General features: G+C 75.2%; 13 protein-coding genes. 11 read left to right on the forward strand and 2 right to left on the reverse strand.

Going from position 1 to position 22,228, the window contains the following annotated elements:
* The first annotated feature begins 5 nt into the window (after positions 1 to 5).
* The 9 genes from cobO to LO772_RS28555 all read left to right on the forward strand — a co-directional run bounded on the left by cobO (position 6) and on the right by LO772_RS28555 (position 16,427).
* Entirely contained in the window at positions 6 to 620 is a 615-nt protein-coding gene (gene cobO / locus LO772_RS28515) for a cob(I)yrinic acid a,c-diamide adenosyltransferase (protein WP_231774892.1), read from the forward strand.
* A 4-nt stretch (positions 621 to 624) separates the two neighbouring features.
* Positions 625 to 2,055 carry a cobyrinate a,c-diamide synthase gene (locus LO772_RS28520; protein ID WP_231774893.1) on the forward strand — a complete coding sequence of 477 codons (1,431 nt, stop codon included), beginning with the start codon at positions 625 to 627 and terminating at the stop codon, positions 2,053 to 2,055.
* Positions 2,056 to 2,457: 402 nt separating this feature from the next.
* On the forward strand, positions 2,458 to 3,669 hold the full coding sequence (gene cbiE, locus LO772_RS28525; protein WP_231774894.1) for a precorrin-6y C5,15-methyltransferase (decarboxylating) subunit CbiE: 1,212 nt from the start codon (positions 2,458 to 2,460) through the stop codon (positions 3,667 to 3,669).
* Positions 3,666 to 4,106, forward strand: a complete 441-nt coding sequence (locus LO772_RS28530) for a cobalamin biosynthesis protein (protein WP_231774895.1) — start codon at positions 3,666 to 3,668, stop codon at positions 4,104 to 4,106. Before cbiE ends, LO772_RS28530 begins: the two co-directional genes overlap by 4 nt.
* A gap of 52 nt (positions 4,107 to 4,158) precedes the next feature.
* The gene (gene cobC, locus LO772_RS28535) at positions 4,159 to 5,448 is read left to right on the forward strand and encodes an Rv2231c family pyridoxal phosphate-dependent protein CobC (RefSeq protein ID WP_231774896.1); all 1,290 of its coding nucleotides are present in this window, start codon (positions 4,159 to 4,161) and stop codon (positions 5,446 to 5,448) included.
* Positions 5,449 to 5,668: 220 nt separating this feature from the next.
* Positions 5,669 to 12,589 carry a nicotinate-nucleotide--dimethylbenzimidazole phosphoribosyltransferase gene (gene cobT / locus LO772_RS28540; protein WP_231774897.1) on the forward strand — a complete coding sequence of 2,307 codons (6,921 nt, stop codon included), beginning with the start codon at positions 5,669 to 5,671 and terminating at the stop codon, positions 12,587 to 12,589.
* 177 nt (positions 12,590 to 12,766) lie between these two features.
* The gene (gene cobA / locus LO772_RS28545) at positions 12,767 to 13,999 is read left to right on the forward strand and encodes a uroporphyrinogen-III C-methyltransferase (RefSeq protein ID WP_231774898.1); all 1,233 of its coding nucleotides are present in this window, start codon (positions 12,767 to 12,769) and stop codon (positions 13,997 to 13,999) included.
* Positions 13,996 to 14,814, forward strand: coding sequence for a TrmH family RNA methyltransferase (locus LO772_RS28550; RefSeq protein ID WP_231774899.1), 819 nt, complete (start codon positions 13,996 to 13,998; stop codon positions 14,812 to 14,814). Before cobA ends, LO772_RS28550 begins: the two co-directional genes overlap by 4 nt.
* Positions 14,815 to 15,341: 527 nt before the next feature.
* Complete coding sequence (locus LO772_RS28555) at positions 15,342 to 16,427, forward strand: DUF2637 domain-containing protein (protein WP_231774900.1); 1,086 nt, start codon at positions 15,342 to 15,344, stop codon at positions 16,425 to 16,427.
* A gap of 298 nt (positions 16,428 to 16,725) precedes the next feature.
* Here LO772_RS28555 and LO772_RS28560 read toward each other — a convergent pair whose 3' ends face one another.
* A complete protein-coding gene (locus LO772_RS28560) occupies positions 16,726 to 18,468 on the reverse strand; it encodes a serine/threonine-protein kinase (protein ID WP_331717277.1) in 1,743 nt (580 codons plus the stop codon).
* A 430-nt stretch (positions 18,469 to 18,898) separates the two neighbouring features.
* On the opposite strand from LO772_RS28560, the gene LO772_RS28565 reads away from it, so the two are divergent.
* Entirely contained in the window at positions 18,899 to 19,462 is a 564-nt protein-coding gene (locus LO772_RS28565) for a phosphoribosyltransferase (protein ID WP_231774901.1), read from the forward strand.
* A 167-nt stretch (positions 19,463 to 19,629) separates the two neighbouring features.
* Here LO772_RS28565 and LO772_RS28570 read toward each other — a convergent pair whose 3' ends face one another.
* Positions 19,630 to 19,947, reverse strand: a complete 318-nt coding sequence (locus LO772_RS28570) for a WhiB family transcriptional regulator (protein WP_231774902.1) — start codon at positions 19,945 to 19,947, stop codon at positions 19,630 to 19,632.
* A 399-nt stretch (positions 19,948 to 20,346) separates the two neighbouring features.
* On the opposite strand from LO772_RS28570, the gene LO772_RS28575 reads away from it, so the two are divergent.
* Positions 20,347 to 22,212, forward strand: a complete 1,866-nt coding sequence (locus tag LO772_RS28575; RefSeq protein WP_231774903.1) for a penicillin-binding transpeptidase domain-containing protein — start codon at positions 20,347 to 20,349, stop codon at positions 22,210 to 22,212.
* Positions 22,213 to 22,228: the final 16 nt, after the last annotated feature.

Below are 22,228 nucleotides of genomic sequence, written 5' to 3' on the forward strand. Positions count from 1 at the left end.
ACGACATGCCGCAGGGCAAGCCCGAACACGTGCCGGCCGACGGCCTGACCACGCGGCAGCGCCGCAACCGTCCGCTCGTGATGGTGCACACCGGCCCGGGCAAGGGGAAGTCCACCGCCGCCTTCGGCCTCGCGCTGCGCGCGTGGAACCAGGGCTGGCCGGTGGGGGTGTTCCAGTTCGTCAAGTCCGCGAAGTGGAAGGTCGGCGAGGAGAACGTGCTGCGCGTCCTCGGGCGGCTGCACGACGAGACCGGCGAGGGCGGGCGCGTCGCGTGGCACAAGATGGGCGAGGGCTGGTCGTGGATCCAGCGCCCCGGCTCGGAGGCCGACCACGCGGCCGACGCCGCGGAGGGCTGGGCGCAGATCAAGCGGGACCTCGCCGCCGAGGCCTACGGACTGTACGTGCTCGACGAGTTCACCTACCCGATCAAGTGGGGTTGGGTCGACGTCGCCGACGTGGTCGAGACCCTGGCCGCGCGGCCCGGCCGCCAGCACGTCGTGATCACCGGCCGTGACGCGCACCCCGATCTCCTCGCGCACGCCGACCTGGTGACCGAGATGACCAAGGTCAAGCACCCGATGGACGCCGGGCAGAAGGGCCAGAGAGGCATCGAATGGTGAGCGCATGGTGACCGGTCCGGCCGGCCGCCGCCCGCGCGTCGTGATCGCCGCGCCGGCCTCCGGGCAGGGCAAGACCACCGTCGCCACCGGGCTCATGGCCGCCCTCACGGCGCGCGGCCTGCGCGTCTCGCCGCACAAAGTGGGGCCCGACTACATCGACCCCGGCTACCACGCCCTCGCGTGCGGGCGCCCCGGCCGCAACCTCGACCCGTTCCTCGTCGGCGAAGAGCGCATCGCCCCGCTGTTCGCCCACGGCGCCCGCGACACCGACATCGCGGTCGTCGAAGGCGTCATGGGGCTGTACGACGGAGCCGCCGGACGCGGCGACTTCGCGTCCACCGCCCACGTCGCCCGCCTGCTGCGCGCCCCGGTCGTCCTCGTCGCCGACGCACGGTCGCAGGGCCGCTCGATCGCGGCGCTCGTCCACGGGTTCGCGTCCTACGACCCGCACGTGGACCTGGCCGGCGTCGTCCTCAACCGGGTCGGTACCGAACGCCACGAGGCGATCCTGCGCGAAGCCCTCGACCCCCTCGGCATCCCGGTGCTCGGCGTGCTCGGGCGCCACGACGCGATCGCCAAGCCGTCGCGGCATCTCGGGCTCGTCCCCGTCGCCGAGCGCCGCGCCGAGGCCGTCGCCACGGTCGCGGAACTCGGCGCACTGGTGCGGGAGTCCGTCGACCTGGACGCGGTCGTGCGGATCGCGCGCGCCGCCGCGCCGCTGCCCGCCGAGCCCTGGCGGCCCGGGGAGGACGCCGCCGAGACCGGCGGCCCCGCCGCCGGACGGCCCCGGATCGCGGTCGCGGGCGGCGCGGCGTTCACCTTCGGCTACGCCGAGACACCCGAGCTGCTGCGCGCGGCGGGCGCCGACGTGTGCACGTTCGACCCGCTGCGCGACGAGCGGCTGCCCGACGGCGTCTCCGGGCTCGTGATCGGCGGCGGATTCCCGGAGGTGTACGCGGCCGAGCTGTCCGCCAACGCGGCCCTCCGCGCGGCCGTGGCGGCGCTCGCGGCGCGCGGCGGGGCGATCGCCGCCGAGTGCGCCGGGCTGCTCTACCTGGCGCGTTCGCTCGACGGGGCGCCCATGTGCGGCGTGCTGCCCGCCGAGGCGCGCATGACCGAACGCCTCACCCTCGGCTACCGGGACGCCGTCGCGACGGCCGACTCCGTCCTGGCCCCCGCGGGCGCCGCGCGGCGCGGCCACGAGTTCCACCGGACGGCCGTGACGCCCGAGGCCGGCGAGCGGGCGGCATGGCGGTGGGCCGCGCCGGCGGGCGCCGCCGGGAAGGCTGCCGCGACCGGCCCGGGCGTCCCGGCCGCGACCCGCCTGGAGGGTTTCGTCGGCGGCAATGTCCACGCGTCGTACCTGCACACGCACTGGGCCGGCCATCCCGACACCGCGCGGCGGTTCGTCACGGCGGCCGGCCGGGTCGCGTAGTGCCGCGGTCGGGAGCGCCGGTCCGCGCCGCGCCGGCCTCGGCGGGCCATCCGCACGGGGGACGCCGCGGGCCGCACCCGCCGCGCCGGTGGCGCCCGCGTGTCCCGGCGTGAGCCGGTGACCCGTCGCGGACCGGGTACGCGACCCGGGCCCGGAACCCCGGTGATCGCCCCCATCAGTGGTACCCGGCCCGAGGCGGCCGGCGAAGCCGGTGAAAACGGGCGGAAACGTCGCCGTGACACCGTGGACCGATGTGCGCCGAACCCCCCGCGCGCGGGATGATCGGCGCTCGGCGGACACCGTCCGGCGCCGCGGAACCCCGCGACGCCTTCCGGACGTCGCCGCTGGTGGAGACGCGTCGTACGACACAGGGCCGGACACGACAAGGACGGACGGGAGCACATGGCCGACAGGGTGACCGTGATCGGATACGACGGCGCACCGTTGTCCGCCGCCGCGCGTACCGCGCTCCGGGCGGCGACGCTCGTCGCGGGCGGCGCCCGGCACCTTGACGCCGTCGACGTCCCCGACGCCGCCGAGCGCGTCGTCATGGGCAACGTGCACGTCGCCGCCCGGCGGATCAGCGAACACCGCGGGACCGCGGTCGTCGTCGCCTCCGGCGACCCGGGGTTCTTCGGCATCGTCCGCATACTGCGCCGCCCCGAGTACGGGCTCGAACTGGAGATCGTGCCCGCCGTCTCGTCCGTCGCCCACGCCTTCGCCCGCGCCTCGATGCCCTGGGACGACGCCAAGGTGGTCAGCGCGCACGGCCGCGAACTGCGCCGCGCGGTCAACGTCTGCCGCGCCTACGGCAAAGTCGCCGTGCTGACCGGCCCCGGCTCCGGCCCCGCCGAACTCGGCCTGATGCTGCGGGACGTGCCCCGCACCTTCGTCGTGTGCGAAAACCTCGGCACGGAGCACGAGGAAGTCACCATGCTCTCCGCCGACAAGGCGACCGACCGCACGTGGTCCGACCCCAACGTGGTCATCGTCGTCGGCCCCAACCCGGTCACCTCCGCACCGGCCGGCTGGATCGCCGGGCAGCGGTCCACCTTCCCCGGCCCGGTGCGCGGCTGGGCGCTCGGCAAGGACGCGTACGACACCGAGGGCGCGGCGATCCCGGGCCCCGAGGTACGTGCCGTCGCGGTCGCCCGGCTCGGCCCCGCGCCCGGCGACCTGGTGTGGGACATCGGCGCGGGCAGCGGCGCGCTCAGCGTCGACGTGGCCCGCCACGGCGCCGCCGTCATCGCCGTCGAGCGCGACCCGCTCGGCTGCGAGCACATCCACTCCAACGCCGCCCGCTACGGCGTCGAGATCCAGGTGGTGCCCGCGAGCGCCCCGGACACCCTGTCGCGCCTCCCCGACCCCGACGCGGTCTTCGTCGGCGGCGGGGGAGTCGACGTCGTCGCGGCGTGCGCCGCGCGCCGCCCGGAGCGCGTGGTGGCCGCGCTGCCCGCGCTCGAATCCGTGGGCGCCGTGCACGCGGCGCTCACCGGTGCCGGATACGCCGTCGACGGGACGCTGTTGCAGTCGTCGCGCCTGACTCCCGGCACCGGCGCCCACCGGCTCACGTCCGACGCACCGGTCTTCGTGCTGTGGGGCGAACGGCTGTGAGCGCGGGGGCGGTCCGCGACGCACCCGACCCGCCGGTGGGCCTCGTCGTGGGGGTCGGCGCGTCGAAGGGCGTGGCGTACGACGAAATCCACGAGACGTTGCGCGCGGCTCTCGACACCCTCGGCCTCGCACACGTCCGCGTGGTCGCGGTGGCCAGCGTCACCACCAAACGCGGCGAACCCGCCATCCACGCGCTCGCGGACGACCTCGGCGCGGCCATGGTGTGGCTGCCGCCGGAACGTCTCGCCGCGACGCACGTGCCGAACCCTTCCGCGAGGGTCCGCGCGGTCACGGGAACGCCGAGCGTCGCCGAGGCCGCGGCGCTGGTCGCGACCGAAGGCGGTGTCCTCGTGTTGGGGAAAACCCGCAGCGCGCGCCGTCCTTGTCTGTGCACGATTGCCCTGGCACGCCATCAGGTTGGTGGGACGACGGCATGAACAACGGGAAAACCGGGGGCGACGCGGGGTGAAGGGAACGGAGGGGGCAGGGATGGCGATCGAACCGACGACCCCGCCGACTCGGAACCGCGCGGAGACCAGGATGATGGTCGCCGACGGTACGACGGCGGACCGCACGACGCACGGCAGGGGCACGGACAGACCGGACATGCGCACCACCACCAGGACTTCGCCCGACCCCGCGTACGCCTTCGCCGCCGACCGCCTCGCGCCCACCCCCGCGGTCTCCGGCGCGCCGCCGGACCCGGCCGCCGGAAAGGCGGCCGAAGGCACCTCGGAGGCGGTCGAGGACGCGGACGTCGACCTGCGCCACCACGGAGACCGCGAAGTCGCCCCGGGGCTCGTCGACCTGGCCGTGAACGTCCGGGGCGGCGCACCCCCCGACTGGCTCACCGAGCACCTCGTCGCCAGCCTGGCCGGCCTCGCCGCGTACCCGGACGCCACCGCGGCGCGCCGCGCGGTGGCCGCGCGCCACCGCCGCCCGGTCGACGACGTGCTCCTCACCGCGGGCGCCGCCGAGGCGTTCGTCCTCCTCGCCCGCACCCTGACGCCGCGTCATGCCGTGGTCGTCCACCCGCAGTTCACCGAACCCGAGGCCGCGTTGCGGGCCGCCGGGCATACTGTGCACAGGGTCGTCCTCGCCGAGCGGGACGGCTTCGGCCTCGATCCGGCCCGCATCCCGGAAGAGGCCGATCTCGTGGTGATCGGCAATCCCACCAACCCCACGTCCGTCCTGCACCCCGCCGCGACCATCGCCGCGCTCGCCCGCCCGGGGCGCGTGCTCGTGGTCGACGAGGCCTTCGCCGACACTCTCCCCGGTGAACCCGAAAGCCTCGCCGAACGGCGTGATGTCGAAGGGCTCGTCGTCGTCCGCAGTCTCACCAAGACGTGGGCGCTGGCCGGGCTCCGCATCGGCTACCTCCTCGCCTCCGCCGACCTGGTACGACGCTGCGAGCAGGCGCAGCCGCTGTGGTCGGTCTCCACTCCCGCCCTGGTCGCCGCGGAGGCGTGCAGCGGTGCGGAAGCGGTGGCACACGCTGCCGCTTCGGCCGTTACGCTCGCGACGGACCGGGCGTACCTCGTGGCAAGACTGCGGGCGATTCCCGGGGTTCGGCTCCCCGTCGAGCCCCGCGCCTCGTTCGTGCTCGCGCACGTCGAGGAAGGCCTCAAGGTCCGCGAACTCCTGCGCGAGCGGGGTTTCGCGGTCCGGCGGGCCGACACCTTTCCGGGCCTCGGCCCGGACTGGCTTCGGATAGCGGTACGGGACCGTGCCACGACACAGGCCTTCGCGGCTGCACTAGAAGGGGTGTTGACCACGTGAGCGAGCGCAGCGAGCGAACCCATAAAGGGGTGCGTTTCGCGATTGCGGCACCGAGCGGGGCGAGGGGGCGTGGCATGAGCGAGCGAACCCGTGACAGGGGTGCGTTTCGCGATTGCGGCACCGAGCGACGCGAAGGGCCGTGCATGAGCGAGCGCAGTGAGCGGACCCGGACGACGGGCGCGCTTCGCGGATGCGGCGTCGAGCTCGGTGAGGTGCGGGCATGAACGAGCACGACGAACTGCGTCCGCCGCACAACGCGGGCGTGGCACCGGGGCACCCCGGCGCCACCGCCCCCGCGTACGGCTACCCCGACGTCGACGGCAGCGGCCGACTCGACGACCTGGACGACCTGGACGACGACGACGCCCTGCTCATGCCGGGCCCGCAGGGCGGCTGGGCGGAAGTCCCCACGGAATCGGGCCACTTCCGGGCCGTGCAGATGCCCGCGGGCCCGGTGGCCGGTGAGGTGCCCGCCCCCGGCTACGCGGTCGGCACCCCGGCCGACGGGCTCGGGTACGTGCCCCCGGTGGGCCAGACCGGGCCGGTCGGGCAGGCGGGGCAGGTCGGGCAGGTGGGGCAGGTGGGGCAGGTGGGGCAGCAGCACGGTCAACACCCGCACCCCGACGCGCAGACGCCGCGGGCCCACCCCGGACACCTGCCGCAGTACCCGCAGGACCAGCAGCTTCACCACCAGGCGCACCCGCAGCAACCAACGCACCTGGTGCAGGAGATGCCGCACGCTCACGACGGCATGCCGCAGCCGCATCACCAGGGCGCGCCCGGCCACGCCGCACCGCCTGTTCCGCCGGAGAGCGCCTACGGAGTGCCGCCCCAGGGCGGCCACCCCGAGGCGGTGGTCCCGGCCGACGCACAGCGGCCCGCGTCGCCGGCCGACTATCCCGACCAGGCGGGCGTGCCCGGTTTCGGTGCCCCCGTGGACCCCGCGTCGCCGGGTGCCCCCCAGATGGGCCCGACCCCGGTGCCGCCGACGCAGGCGCCCCCGGGCTTCGCCGTACCGCACAACGCCGGAGACTCGGCGCAGCACGGCGTGCACCCGCCGCAGACCTTCCCCGGCGGCGCACCCGAGGCCGCCGGGCAGCCGCCGCAGGCGTATGCGCCGCACCCGGGGGTTGCCGCGCCCGCGGCTCCGCTCCAGGACACCACCCAGCCGACGTCGGGTCCGGTGCGGTCGCTCGCCGACCGGATGTCGGCCGCAGCCGCCGCCCCGGTCCCGCCCGCCGGGCTCGGACCCGCCGCGTCCGGACCCCAACTCGGCATGCCCGCACCGGAGTTCGCACCGGGTCAGCAGGTGCCGCAGCATGTCCCGCCGCACCCGCAGTCCTCCGGCGCGCACCGGGGACCGGAGACCGGGCCGGACGCCGCGTCGCCGGTCGGGCAGCCTTCGCCGGCGGCCGGTTTCGCGGTCCACGGGCAGCAGGCGCCCGACTCCGGGGCGGCACCCGCTTTCGCCCCTCCGGCCGTCGACGGCGGGCCGATGCCCGAGTCCGGCGTACGCCCCAGCGCGGAAACGCAGCAGCCGCACCACCCCGCGCAGCCCGGCGGGATGGCGGAGCCGTCCACCGAGCGGTCCGGGAGCATCGCCACGGCACCGCGACAGCCCGTCGCCGAGACCGCGCCCGGCGGGCAGCAGCCCGCGCCCGGGTCCGAAGCCCCGGCCACGCCCGTGCAGTTCCCGCACCAGCCCAACGGCTCCCCGCAGTCGCAGCAGATCCAGGCGATGACGGGCGCTCCCGGGACGACCCCGCCGCCGCGCACGACGCTGCCGCCGCGACGGCAGCGCCGCGTCGGGCGCGGGCCCGCATCGGCCCAACACCAGGCCGTCCGGCCGGCCCCGAATGCGAACCCGGCACCGCCGGTCGTGCCCGGGCAGCCCGGCGAGGCGAACGCCGCGCGGGCGAACGCGGCGTCGGCCGACACCGCACCGTCCCCGGCGACGCCGCAGGCCGCCACGCAGCCGGGGGCCGAGACGCCCGCCTCGGCGGGGCAGACCGGCGACGTGAACGCCGCGCACGCGAACACACCGACGGCCGCAGCCGCGTCGGCGGCACCGCCGGTGGCCGAGGCACCGGGGCAGGCACCCGCAGCGCAGCCCCACGCCGAGCCGTCGGCCGATGCCGCACCCGCTCCCGTTCCGCCGCACGACACCGCGCGACCGGTCGCGGACGCTCCCGTCGCGACGGGGCAGCCGCCCGCCGCGCCCGTGAACGAGCCGTCGGTTGACGCCGCGTCGGCTCCGGCGGCGCCGCAGGCCGCCGCGCAGCCGGTGGTCGAGGTGCCGGGTCAGGCGGGCCCGGTGTCTGCCGCCCACGCGAACGCCCAGGCGGTCGAGGCCTCGTCGGCTCCGGTGCCGCCGCGGAGTGACACGCGACCCGGTGCGGAGGCGCAGGCCGCGCCCGAGCAATCCGGCGCGGTGAACACCGCGCAGTCCGGCACCGAGCAGGCGACCGCGTCGTCGGAGGCCGCCGCGTCGACGCGGCAGCCGCAGGGACAACAGCCGCAGGGTTCGGCATCCGCTCCCGCACCGGCGGGGACACTGCGGAACCCCCAAGCGGCGAGCGGGCCGCAGGCACCGCAGGCACCCCAGGCACCGCAGCCGCCGAATCCGGCGGCGCCCGGCGTCCAGGCCCCCGCCGACACTCAGGCCCCCGCGCCCGAGACCGGTCCCGCACCCGCCGACATGCCGCGCATCCCGCCGCCCCCGAACGGCCCGGTCGCGACCGGGGAGGCCGCACAGGGCGCCGTCCACGAGGCGGCTCCCGAACCGGCTCCGGCCCCGGCACCCGCGCAGCCGCGCCGTATGCGTACGGCCGCGTTCGCCGACCCGGAGACCGCGCCGCGCCGGAGTGTGCGCACGCGCAACCTGCGGGCGCGCGCGGCGAACCCGGAGACGCCGCCGGAAGCCCCGGCCGGCGCGGCGCCGTCCGAGGTTCCGCCGGCCGCACAGCCCGCCGCCGAGCCCGGCTCGTCAGGAGCGGCGGACGCGGGAGCCCGGCCGCGTACGCCCGGCGCGCGCCCGCGCACGCGGGTGCGCGCCGTGGCGGGCGACCCGGTGCCGGTGCCCGCGGAGGCACCGGCTGCCCCGCCCGCCACCGCACCCGTCCCCGATTCGGCGGCGGATGCGGCCACCCAGGCCGCGGAGACGCCGAACGCGGCGGCCTCGGCGCCCGCCGCGCCGACCGGTGAGCCCGTGTCCGGAGCGGAGTCCCCGGCGGTCCCGCAACCGGGCGGGGAAACACCCGCACCGACCGGGGGACAGGAACCCGGGGCACCGTCCCCGGCACCCTCCGCCCCCGCACCCGCCTCGCCGAACTCCTCTGCGGAGAACGTGAGTTCGACTGCCGTTCCGGACAACGCGCCGACCGCTCCCGCCCCGGCCGGGGAGACCCGGCCCGTGTCGGGGGACACCGCGGCTGCCCCGCGGCAGGGTCCCGCACGGTCCGCCTCGGGGCCGGGACGCGTCGCCGCCCGGCGAGCGCGGCAGGCCCGCGTCGCCCCTGCCCCCGCCCCGGCACCGGCTCCCGCACCCGCGGCCGAATCGGCGCCGACACCGCGGCAACCGGCGCCCGAGCCCCGCGAGGCCCAGCCGCCAGCCGTTCCGGTCGCCGGGACGCCCGCCGCCGGTGCCCAGGTCACTCCCGCGCATCAGGGACCGATCCCGGTACCCCCGATCGCCCCGGCGCCGGGATCCGGCGCCGCGAACGCCGCTGCCGCAGCCCCCACCCCGGGCGACGACAGCGCGCCAGGCACGCCCGGCAAGGAGAACGCAACGGAACCCCCCGCGAACCCCGCAGCCTCGCACGGCACCCCGGAATCCGGCCCGCAGCCGAGTGCGTCCACCGACGCGCCCGCGAGCCCGGAGACCCCCGCGCCGACGGACGAGGCGGCCCCGGCGGCACAGCCCGTCCCGGCCGAGCGGTCGCCACAGGCCCCGGCGGCTGCGCCGCCCGCCGCACCGGGCGACCGGGCGACCCCGACCGAACAAGTCCCGCACGAGGGCCAAGCCGTGCAGGCCGTGCAGCCTGCGCAGGCCGTTCCCGCAGACGCAGACGCAGACGCTGCCGTCGCCGACGCGCAGACGGTGCCCGCGCAGGCCGCTCAGGCGGCGCCCGAGGGGGAACCGGCCCAGGCCGCCGGTCGGCAGGTGCCGGCCGCGCGTCGCCGCGGACCGCGTCCCGCCCCCGTCGGCGTGGCCGCCCAGGCCCAGCCCGCACAGGCGCAGGCCGAGCAGCCCGCACCGGCCGAACCCGCGCCGCGGTCGGCCCAGGATGAGCAGTCGGCTCAGGCCGCGGCCTCGGCGGACGCGTCGGCGGGACCGTCCGGTCGCCGCCGCGGGCCGCGTACGGCCACGGTCCCCGCCCAGGGGGCGCCGGCGGACGCCGCCGCCCCGGGGCAGTCGGCGCCCGAGCAGGCCGTCGACGCGTCCGAGGCGCCCACGCAGCCGCTCCCGGTGCCGCCGGCCGCGCAACCGCGGGCGGACTCCGCGTCGGCGGGCCCGGCCGCGGAGTCGAGCGGTGTGGACGGCCCTGACGTACCGTCGTCGGCGCCGGCCGCGGGACCCACGGCGGACGCCGCGGCGGCGGCTCCGGCCGCGGCACACGATGCGGCGGCGGACCAGCCCGACACACCGCGGTCGGCACCGTCCGACGCGGCCGGACCGAGCGCGGCTCCGCAGCCGGGCGCGGCGGGCCAACCCGCGGAGCAGGCCCGGACCGCCGACGAATCCGCCGCGAACACACAACCGGCGGCGGCCGATTCGGCCGAGCACGCCCCGGGCACGCCGGACGGGGACGACTCCGCCGGGGAGACCGGCGCGGACCAGGCGGGCCGACCGGAACACCCGGAGCAGCCGGAACAGACCGCTGACGGCACGACCCCGGACACCGGGACCGCCGCCCCGCAGCCGGCGCCCGCGAACGCGGCACCCGCGGCCACCGACCCGGCGGCAGCCGCACCCGCGCGGGGCGACGCGACCGCCGAGCCGTCCGACGCGCGGGAGGAGCCGGCCGGAGGCGCCGCCCCGCAGGCCGCACCCGAGGCCGCGGGCTCCGCCGACGACGCCGCCCCGGCCGCTGCCGAATCGCCCGCCGGTTCCCCCGAGGCCGAGGCCGGGGAGCTTCCGGAGGGCGGCCGGGACGGGCAGGGGGCTCAGAACGGGCAGGACAGCCAAGCCGCCGCGGGAGGCGCCCAAGGCGTCCGCGACGGCCGCGGCGGCGACGGCCCGAGCCCCGGCACTGCGGACGCGCAGGAAGGCCCCGCTGACGCCCGGAGCGCCGACGAGGCGCAGGCCGCCGCCGAAGCCGCGGGCGAGGACAACGCCGACGAGGCCACGGGCGACCCGGCTCGCGCCGCCGAGGCCGAGCCCGAGCCCGGTGAGGACCCCGCCGACCCCGCGCCCGGCTACGACGACGCCGCCCGCGAGGCGGTCCACCGCGTCATGCGCGAACGCCGCGACGTGCGCACCGGTTTCCGTTCGGACCCGGTGCCCGACGAGGTCCTGATCCGCGTCCTCCAGGCCGCGCACCACGCACCCAGCGTCGGTTACTCGCAGCCGTGGGATTTCGTGGTGATCCGCTCGGAGGAGACCCGCGCCAACGTCCACGCGTTGGCGGCCCGGCAGCGCGAGGCGTACGCGGCGTCCCTGCCCAAGGCCCGGGCCAAGCAGTTCCTCGGGATCAAGACCGAGGCGATCCTGGAGACGCCGGTCAACATCGTCGTGACCGTCGACTCGACGCGCGGCGGGCGCCACACGCTGGGACGCCAGACGCAGCCGCAGATGGGCCCGTACTCCAGCGCCCTCGCGGTCGAGAACCTGTGGCTCGCGGCCCGCGCCGAGGGCCTGGGCGTCGGGTGGGTCAGCTTCTTCGACGAGCGCGAGCTGCGCTCGGAGCTGGGCCTGCCCGAGCACCTGGAGATCGTGGCGTACCTGTGCGTGGGCTTCGTCGACGCGTTCCCGGGCGAACCCGAGCTGGAGCAGGCCGGGTGGGCCAAGCAACGGCCGCTGTCGTGGGTCGTGCACGAGGAGGAGTACGGGCGGCGCGGGCTTCCGGGCGAGGACCCGGTGCGCCTGCTCGACGAGACGATCCGCTCGGTGCGCCCGCTCGACGCCAAGGCGCTGAGCGCGGCGTGGGACCGGCACAAGGTCATGACCAAGCCGGCCGGTTCGCTGGGCGTGCTGGAGATGATCTCGGCCCAGCTGGCCGGGCTGGCGCGCGTGTGTCCGCCGCCGGTGCCCGAGCCCGCCGCCGTCGCGGTGTTCGCCGCCGATCACGGCGTGCACGCCCAAGGCGTATCGCCGTGGCCGCAGGAAGTCACCGCGCAGATGGTGCACAACTTCCTCGGCGGCGGCGCGGTCGTCAACGCGTTCGCCCGCCAGGTGGGTGTCGAGGTGTGCGTCGTCGACGTCGGTGTCGCCGCCGAACTGCCCGTCGCCTCGGGCCTGTTGCCGCGAAAGGTCCGCCCCGGGACCGGCGACATGACCGAGGGCCCGGCGATGACGCGCGAGGAGGTCATGCGCGCCATAGAGGTCGGTGTCGAGACCGCCCGCGACCTGGTGACCGCGGGCAACCGCTGCCTGCTGACCGGCGACATGGGCATCGCGAACACCACCGCGTCGGCGGCGCTGATCGCGGTGTTCACCGGCTCCGACGTCGCCGAGGTCACCGGCCGCGGCACCGGGATCGACGACCACACGCACGACCACAAGGTGCAGGTCATCCGGGCCGCACTCGCCCGGCACACCCCGGACCCGGACGACCCGGTCGGGGTCCTCGCCGCGGTCGGCGGTCTGGAGCACGCCGCGCTCGCGGGGTTCATCCTCGGTGCCGCGGCGATGCGGACGCCGGTGATCCTGGACGGGGTCATCGCGGGGGCCGCGGCCCTGGTCGCGCACCGCATCGCGCCCGACGCCCTCGCGGCGTGTGTCGCGGGCCACCGATCGGCGGAACCGGGCCACGCCGCCGCCCTGGCGAAACTGGGGCTGCGTCCGCTGGTCGAGCTGGAACTGCGCCTCGGCGAGGGGACGGGTGCCGTGTTGGCCCTGCCCCTGGTGCAGAGCGCGGCCCGCGTGATGCACGATGTGGCCACGTTCGACTCCGCCGGAGTCAGCGGCAAGACCGGCTGAACCGGGCGGGAGCACGCGGCAGCCGCCCGGACCGCGGCGGGGGAGGTCATCCCCGCCGGGGTCCGGGCGGCATCGCGTGAACCCGCCGCGCACGGGCCCAGGGCACCGCCGTGCGCGCACCGGCACGGCCCACGGGCCCGCACCCCCGGGCCCCGACGAAAAGTGAGAAAGAACGCCATGTCCCCGAAGTACGACGACGTCCCCGCCTACCCCGCGGGCCTCCGTCTCGCCGGCCGCAAGGTCGTCATGGTGGGGGCCGGCGCGGTCGCCCGCCGCCGCCTCGCCGGACTCGTCGACGCGCAGGCCGACGTGCTGGTGGTCGCACCGGCCGCGACCCCGTCCGTCGAGGCGATGGCCGACGACGGCGAGCTGCGCTGGGAGCGCCGCGGCTACCGGGCCGACGACCTGGAGGGTGCCTGGTACGTCGTCGCCGCGACCGACGACACCGCGGTCAACGCGGCCGTCGAGGCCGATGCCGAGGCGCGGCGGATCTTCTGCGTACGCTCCGACGACGCCTCGCACGCCAGCGCCTGGACGCCGGCGAGCGGACGGCACGACGGCCTCCAGATCGCGGTCCTCGCGGGCGGCGACCCGCGCCGCGCCGCCGCGGTGCGCGACCGGATCCTCGAGGGGATGCGCGAAGGGGCGCTCGGTGCGGCGCACTTCCGGGGCAAGAAGGCCGGCGTGGCGCTCGTCGGCGGCGGCCCCGGCGACCCGGACCTCATCACGGTGCGCGGCCGTCGCCTGCTCGCCGAGGCGGACGTCGTCGTCACCGACCGGCTCGGCCCGCGCGCGCTCCTCGACGAACTGGCCTCCGACGTCGAGGTCATCGACGCCGCGAAGATCCCGTACGGCCGGGCGATGGCGCAGGACGCGATCAACAACGAGATCGTCAAGCACGCGTCGGCCGGAAAGTTCGTGGTGCGCCTCAAGGGCGGCGACAACTACGTCTTCGGGCGCGGTTTCGAGGAGGCCATCGCGTGTGCCGCGGCGGGCATCCCGGTCGAGGTCGTCCCCGGTATCACCAGCGCCATCTCGGTGCCCGCGATCGCCGGGATCCCGGTCACCCACCGCGGCGTGGCGCACGAGTTCACCGTCGTCTCCGGCCATGTCGCCCCCGACAGCCCGGAGTCGCTCGTCGACTGGGCCGCGCTCGGCCGCCTGCGGGGTACCCTCGTGCTGCTGATGGCGATGGAGCGCCTCGGGGCGATCGCCGAGACGCTGATCGCGCACGGCCGCGACGCCGCGACGCCGGTGGCGGTCGTCCAGGAGGGCACGATGGCGACCCAGCGGACGCTTCGCACCACGCTCGCGCGGGCCGCGGCGGACGTGCGGGAGGAGGGCCTGCGGCCTCCCGCGATCGTCGTCGTCGGCGAGGTCGTGGCGGTCGCCGACCAGATCGCCCGATGACGCGCGTCATCCGCGTCGACGACCCGCGCGATCCGCGTCTGGCCGACTACACCGACCTCACCGACGTCGACCTGCGCCGCCGCCGGGAGCCCGCCGAAGGGCTCTTCATGGCCGAGGGCGAGAAGGTCATCCGCCGTTCCCTGCAAGCCGGTTACCCGCTGCGCTCGATGCTGCTGACCGAACGCTGGCTGGACGCGATGGCCGACGTCATCGAGAACGCCGAGGGCCCGGTGTACGTCGCGGCCCCGGACACCGTCGAACACGTCACCGGCTACCACGTGCACCGCGGCGCGCTCGCCTCGATGCACCGCAAGCCACTGCCCCCGGTCGGCGAACTCCTCGGCCGCGCACGGCGCGTGGCGATCCTTGAGGCGGTCAACGACCACACCAACATCGGCGCGATCTTCCGCGGCGCCGCCGCCCTCGGCATGGACGCGGTCCTGTTGTCGCCGGACTGCGCCGATCCGCTGTACCGCCGCTCGGTGAAGGTGTCGATGGGCGCGGTCTTCTCGGTGCCGTACGCGCGCCTCGCGCCCTGGCCGCACGCGCTCGGCGCGGTGCGCGACGCGGGCCTGACGCTGCTGGCCCTGACGCCCGCCGACCGGGCGGTGCCGCTGTACGAACTCCCGTACGCCGCCGTGGAACGCTGCGCGCTGATGCTCGGCGCGGAAGGCCCCGGCCTGAGCCGCAAGGCGCTCGACGCCGCGGACGAACTCGTGCGCATCCCGATGTCGCACGGCGTCGACTCCCTCAACGTCGGTGCCGCGGCGGCTGTCGCGTTCTATGCCGTCGGTCACGGCCGCCCGGGGGCGTGAGCGGGTCGGCCGCGTACTACCGTGAACGGGTGGCCGCCGAGTGTCATCGCGCGGCGGTGTAGCTTGAGTGCGTCGTGGTTGATGGTTGGCCTCCGCCGTTCGACCGAAGGTTCGTCATGTCCTTTGTGCGGCGGAGTCTCCGCCACCAACGCGCGTGTGTCGCACGGAATTTCGACCGGCAACACGTCCACGGTGCGGTGCGTCCGCGCACGCGTCACCCGAACGGCTGTATCGTCGGGCGGTCGAGTTTTCGACCGCACCGGTTTCGGAGCGTCCCATCGGCATGCTCCCGGCCGTCGCGGCAAGTCCCTGGGGGTGGGCCTGTGTTCACCCGCGGAGGGGTTGTTCCGGCATTCGGGATACGCGAAGCGGTTTTTCCGCCAAGATAGGGCGCCGTACGAGGGGACATCCGGCGCGCAGGGAACGCTCCGAACTCCGGTCCGGTGCGCGCCGATTCGCTCACGGCCAAGGGGCAACGGCGTCCGCGGTTTCCGGACCAGGTATGGGAAGTGAGGCACAACGGCTTCATGAAGATCATGGGTGTACCCCTGGCCTGGGCCGTCGTCGGCCTGGTCCAATTCGTGCTGTTGGTCGCGCTGGTGGCGTATCTCCTCCGCGCGAAGCGCGAAGCCGCCGCGACGGCCGCCACCGGTCTCGACGACAGTTGGGAACGGGAGCAAGAACGAAGGCGCCGCAAGGAGTTGTGGTACGGCATCGCGTCGTACACGCTGCTCTTCTGCTGTGCCGCCGTCGCCGCGGCCCTCTCGTTCCGCGGCCTCATGGGCTTCGGGCGGGAGAACCTCGGGCTGAGCGGCGGGTGGGAATACCTCGTGCCGCTGGGCCTCGACGGTGCCGCGATGTTCTGCTCCGTCCTCGCGGTCCGCGAGGCCAGCCACGGTGACGCGGCGCTCGGCTCCCGCATGCTGGTCTGGACGTTCGCGGGCGCCTCCGCGTGGTTCAACTGGCTGCACGCGCCGCGCGGCGTCGGACACGACGGCGCCCCGCAGTTCTTCGCGGGCATGTCGCTGGCGGCGGCCGTGCTGTTCGACCGCGCGCTGAAGCAGACCCGTGTCGCGGCGCTGCGCGAACAGGGCCTCGTGCCGCGGCCGTTGCCGCAGATCCGGATCGTGCGGTGGCTGCGCGCGCCGCGTGAGACGTACGCGGCGTGGTCGCTCATGCTGCTCGAAGGCGTACGCACCCTCGACGAGGCGGTCGAGGAGGTTCGCGAGGACCGCCGCACGAAGAAGGAGAACCGCGAACTCCGGCGCCTGCAGAGCAGGCGCGAGCGCGCCCAGTTGAAGGCCATCAGCCGTGGTGAGAGCCGTCATTGGGGCCGTTCCGGCCCGCGCCAGGAGATCGCGGCTCTGCCGGGAGGTGGGGGCTCCGAAGCTGTTTCGGAGCCGGCCATAAATGAAAGCGCATCCAGCCTCACCAGCAACTCCCTCGACAGTGGGGACACTTCGAGCCGTCCTGCCCTTCCCTCGCCGGCCGAGGGAGCTTCCGGAGGCGGACAAGACGTCATCGACCTGACGGCCGAGGACGACACGATGACCCTGCCGCGCCTCGACTCGCTCGAGCGCAAACTGAAGGACCTGGAACGCCAGTTCGGCTGATCCGCCGACAGCCGGGTCGGCGCCGCACGGCGAACGCTCCCGACCACCAGGCGACTTCCCCCGAAGGGCGCCCCTCGCACACCGCGAGGGGCGCCCTTCGCACGAGCAGGCGGCGGTGCGCCCCGACGGGAGGGCCGACACTCGCTCGGCAACTCGGGCCGCCCGCAGGACTCTTCGCGGGTACACCGTGGCCAAGACACCGGGCACCACCGTGTGTTGCGGCGAACCCGGGCGAACTCACCGGAACCGCATGATCTCCGGGCCGAGAAGGCCCGTGCGCCGCGGGTGTCGCCGACCCCTACCGCAGGCTGCCGTCCGTACGGACCTCATAGCGGGTCACCACGTCCGGTTCGCCGGGGACCGTGACGGTACGCAGGATCGCGCCCGGTTCGACGGCCCAGCGCGTCGCCGCCGCCCGCGGGTCCGCGGGCACGGCCTTGACACCCAGCGCCGTCGGTCGCTCCGCGTCGAAGCGGAACAACTCGACGAAGTGCGTCGCGGGGCCGCCGTCCAGCGGCGTGCGGGTCAGGATGACCACGGTGGCCGGCTCGCCGTAGAACGTCGCGGGCAGCGTCGCGGCGAGGTCGACGCGGTCCGCGCCGACCGTGGCCGTACCCCCGATCAGGGTCACGGACGCGCCGCCGGCCGTCGGGTCCGCGTACGTGCGGTTCGCCCAGTCCGCCGCCGGAGCGGACGCCGCCGCGGCCAACTCGCCCGGCCCGTCGTCGACCACTCCCGGTGTCGGGTCGGCCGCTTTGTGCGAGCTGCCGCCGCCCTGGAACGCCGCGATGGCGAGGGCGACCACGGCCGTCACGATCACGAACACGATGGCCTGGTGGAGCAGCACACGGCGGCGCTGCTGCGCCGAGGGGCGGTTGCCGCCGCCGGTGGTGGATCCGCCCCGCGACCGCGGTCCGTTGCCCCCGGAGGGCGTCCGCGGCTTCGCGGGAGGTCTGGCGCCCGCACGGTTGCGTCCGGTGTCCGTCCCGGCCGCGGCGTCGGATGCGCCGGGTGGCGCGCTCAACAGCTCCGCCGCGGCGGCCAGTCCGGCGACGTTGGGCGGCTTGGCGGCCGAACGCGCCGAGGAGTCGTGCCCGTTGCCGTGCGCCCCGGACCGGTGCGCCCCGGCCTGCTCACCACCCGAACCGGCGCCCGCGCCACCGGACTTCCCACCGCTCGTGCGCACCGCGCCGGACCGCGGCCCGGGGTCACCCGCCGCCTCGGCCTGACGCCGCGCCAACACCGCGAGCCGGTCCCGGACTTCCTCCGCGCTCGGCCGCATCAGCGGGTCCTTCGCGAGGCACGCCGAGATCAGCGGCAGCGCGGGACCGGGCACCCCTTCGAGGTCGGGTTCCTCGTGCACGACCCGGTACAGGAGCACATCGACCGGGCCGGACCCGAACGGCGAACTCCCGCGCCCGGCATAGCCCAGCGTGACCCCGAGCGCGAAGACGTCCGTGGCCGGCGTCACGGGTTGACCGCGCACCTGCTCCGGGGCGAGGAACCCCGGCGAGCCGACGGCCGTTCCGGTGTGGGTGAGGGTGCCCGCGCCGTCGGCGTACGCGATGCCGAAGTCGATGATCTGCGGGCCGTCGGGCGAGAGCAGGATGTTCGACGGCTTGACGTCCCGGTGCACCACACCCGCCGCGTGCACCGACACCAGGCCGTCCGCGACCGCCGACCCGACGCGCGCGAGGTCGACGCAGCTCAGGGGCCCGCGGTCGCCGACGCGCCGCTGCAGCGACGGGCCGGGGACGTATGCGGTGGCCAGCCACGGCCGCGCGGCCTCCGGGTCGGCGTCCACCAGCGGTGCGGTGCGGTTGCCGCGCACCCGTGCCGCCGCGGCGACTTCGCGCGCGAACCGGGACCGGAACTCGGGGTTGTTCGCCAACTCGGGCCGGATCAGCTTGAGCGCGACCTTGTTGCCGTGCCGGTCGGTGCCGAGGTACACCACGCCCATGCCGCCCGCGCCCAGCCGGCGCAGCAGGCGGTACGACCCGACGACGCGCGGATCCTGCCGCCGCAGCCGCACCATCGTCATCGGGGGAGTTCTCCTCGCACGTGGTCGTTCCCGCCTGCGCGGACCGTCGATCGGGCAGCCGAACGAGGACGATCGGCCGTCTGGCACACACGGTAGAGGAATGTCCGTGCTTCCAGCGGTAACAACGCCCTTGAGCCGCCCGAAACCGGGTGACATCGTACGGCCGGAACAGCGGCCGGGGGCGCGGTCCGCGCGGGTCCGTCCCCGGCCGACCCCCACGAACCGCGACGAACCGGCATTCCCCGTACGGCGGTTCGTCCCGAAGACGCGCGACCGCGGGCTCGTCCGGTGCGAATACCCGTGCGCGGCCCGGCTTGAGGTTCGTCCGAGGGGCCGCCGTGATCACCGGACCGGTAGCCTTGCCCGGTCGTCGCGGTGGGCGCGGCCGTCGCGGCGGCCGGGAGAGAGGACGGACCGAGCGGATATGGGCGTGACGGACTCTCGCGACGTCGTGCGGCGGCTCCGGGAGGGTTTCGCGTGGCGGGACACGCCGGTCGGTGTCTTCGCCGACCTGTCCGGCTGGTGGCGCGATCCCGAACTGCTGCGCATGCTCGGCCCGTCGCTCGCGGGGCTGCACGCGGACGCGTCGCCGACGGTGGTGGCGGGCATCGAGACGCGCGGCCTGGTGCTGGGCCCGCTCGCCGCCCTGCCGCTCGGCGTGGGTTTCGTCGAGGTGCGCAAGGAGTACCGCGTCGCGGGCGAAGGGCAGCGCGACGGCGCCGACCCGATGCTGCGCGCCGGCACGCCGCCCGGCTACCAGGACGGCGGTCTCACCCTGATCGCCCCGAGGCGCCTCTTCCGGCCGGGAGACCGGGTGCTCCTCGTCGACGAGTGGATCGAGACCGGCGCCCAGGCGAGCGCGGTGCGGCGCATGGTCGACGAGGCGGGAGCCGACTGGGCCGGCGTCGCCGTCATCGTCGCCGCGTGTCCGCCCGAGGTCGGCGAACGCCTCGGTGTCAAGGCGCTGGTGACGGATGATCAACTGCCGGGCTGAGTACCGGCCGATGTGCCGTGGGCGGGCACGCGGCACGGCGTCCGCGACGAACACCGCCTTCAGCGCGGTGCCGTTCCCCCGACGCGGCCTCCGCGCCCGCGCGCCCGACCGCCGGCCGGCCGCCCCCGCGACGCCCGGCCCCGTATCCGAACCTGATGTCTCCTTCGCTACGCGGCGTGTTCGCGTTCGCGCAACAGCGCGGCCCGCTCGGTCTCGCCCATGCCCGCCCACACGCCGCGCCGTTCCGGCACGGTCAGTGCGTGGTCCAGGCACAGCCGCCGGACCGGGCAGCTGATGCACACCTTCTTGGCGACGCGCTCGCGCGCCCGGCGTTCACCGGGACGCTCCTGGTCGTCACCGAAGAACAATGCGGCGTCCATCCCCCGGCAGGACGCGTCTTCCTGCCATCCGTACCGCGGCGGTGTCGGAATGGCGATCCTCGTGGTCCCCATCGCCCGGTTCTCCTCCTGCTGCTCGACCGGCACTCCCCGACCGGATGTCCGTTGGGCCTGTGCCGTACGGCCCCATGTCTCTATCCGACGCGTGTCCCGCCGTAATGGTTTCCGTGCGGCAGGAGTTTTCGTGCGAGAGGATGAGGAGCCGTTCGTCGTGTCGTCCGAACCGACGAGCCGCGTGTGCGTCCCGCGTGTGTCCCACGCCCGTTACGCGCCGTGTCGACCTACTTCGTCGACTCCCTTGCGCCCACCCGCACTTCAACATCGACAGCTCGGTCACAACCGGGCCCCATCGCGCCCGCGGGTGCGCTGCGCGGCGGCCGGTTGGATAGCGTGGCGGGCACAGTTCGGCCGGAAACCCGGCGGTGGGGCGGAAACAGGAGGCGTTAAGTGGGCAGGACAAGACGACGGATTCCCACGGCACTGCCGGTGGCTCTGTCCGTCGTGGTCGCGGTCGCGCTCACCGGGTGCAGTGACGACGGCAAGGCCAAGGACACGGGGCAGCAGGCCGCACAGGACTTCCTGGCCGCATGGCAGGCGAAGGACATCGCCAAGGCCGCCGGGTTGACGGACTCACCCGATCAGGCGAAGACCGTGCTCACCGCGGCACAGACCCAACTCGACCTGCGCCAGGGCGAGTACGCGCCGGGGGCGTACACCAAGGCGGACGGCGACAAGCCCGCGACGCTGGAGTACAACGCCAAGCTCACCGTGCAGGGCATCCCGAACCCGATCGAGTTCAAGTCGTCGGTTCCGGTGGTCAAGGTGAACGGCAAGTCGGTCGTCCACTGGCAGTCCACGATCGTGCACCCGCAGTACACGGACGGCGCGAAGTTCAAGAACTCCCGCGACGTGCCCGACCGCGCGCCGATCCTGGACCGCAACGGCCAGAAGCTCGCGGGTCCGACGCCCGCGGTGGCGATCTCGGTGTGGCCGGCGAAGATGGGCGGTGACGCCGAGGCGATCTACGCCGCGCTGGCCGACCCGGTCTTCGACAAGGACATCCCCAAGCTGCGCGACGCGGTCGCGAAGGCGAACCCGGACAACGCCGTGCCGGTGGTCACCCTCCGCCAGGACGTGTTCGAGGCCAAGGCGCGGGCCAAGCTCGCCCCCTTCGGCGCCGCGATCATCATCAAGGACATCGTCCTGCAGACGTCCGACAAGGCGAAGCAGCTCGTCGGCACGGTCGGCGAGGCCACGTCGGAGATCCTGCAGAAGAAGGGCTACGAGAACGCCGGCGCCGGCGACCAGGTCGGCGTCAGCGGCCTCCAGGCCCGCTACCAGGCCGAACTCGCCGGGATCGCGACCAGCAAGGTGACCATCCAGGGGGCGGGTGACGCGCAGATCGCCGTCCTCGCGGAGATCCAGGGCAAGCCGGGCACCCCGGTCAAGACCTCCCTCGACCAGCGCGTCCAGGCGCTCGCGGAGAAGGTCATGGCGGAGAACAACGGCGGCAAGAACGCGGCCATCGTCGCGATCGACACCAAGACCGGTCAGATCCTGGGCGCGGCCAACAACCCGGCGAACGGCGCGAACACCGCGTTCACCGGCCAGTACGCCCCCGGTTCGACGTTCAAGACGGTCACCTCCGCGGCGCTGCTCCAGGCCGGCCTCAAGACGACCGACAAGGCGCCGTGCGACAACACGCTCGTCGTCAACGGCCAGACCTTCAAGAACTACGACGGCCTGGAGCCGATCCCGAACGCCGATTTCCGGACGGACTTCGCCGAGTCGTGCAACACGGGCTTCATCTCCCAGCGCGACCGGCTCCAGAACGACAGCCTCACCAAGACGGCCAACGACCTGTTCGGCATTGGCCAGCCCTGGGACGTCGGCACGAGCACCTTCGACGGCTCCGTGCCGCCGGCGGAGAGCGCCAACGAGCTGGCCGCGTCCATGATCGGCCAGGGCCGGGTCGCGGCGAGCCCGCTCGTGATGGCGTCGGTCGCGGCGACGATCGAGTCGGGCACGTTCAACCAGCCCACGCTGGTCACCGAGCCCGCCCCGCCGGGCAAGCTCGCGTCCAAGCCCCTGGACCCGAACATCGCGGCCCAGCTCAAGGCCCTCATGCAGAACGTCGTGCAGAACGGCACCGCGAGCATGCTCAAGGGTGTCGGCGGCGACGTCGGCGCCAAGACCGGCACCGCCGAGTTCGCCGAGAACGGCGAGGTCCTCACCAACGGCTGGATGATCGCCTTCAAGAACGACGTCGCCGTCGCCGTCTTCGTCGAGAAGGGCAAGTCCGGCGGCAGCGCGGCGGGCCCGATCGTGCAGGCCTTCCTGAGCGCGGTCTGACCCTCGCGGCAGCCGA

Source organism: Yinghuangia sp. ASG 101, assembly GCF_021165735.1.
GTDB lineage: Bacteria > Actinomycetota > Actinomycetes > Streptomycetales > Streptomycetaceae > Yinghuangia.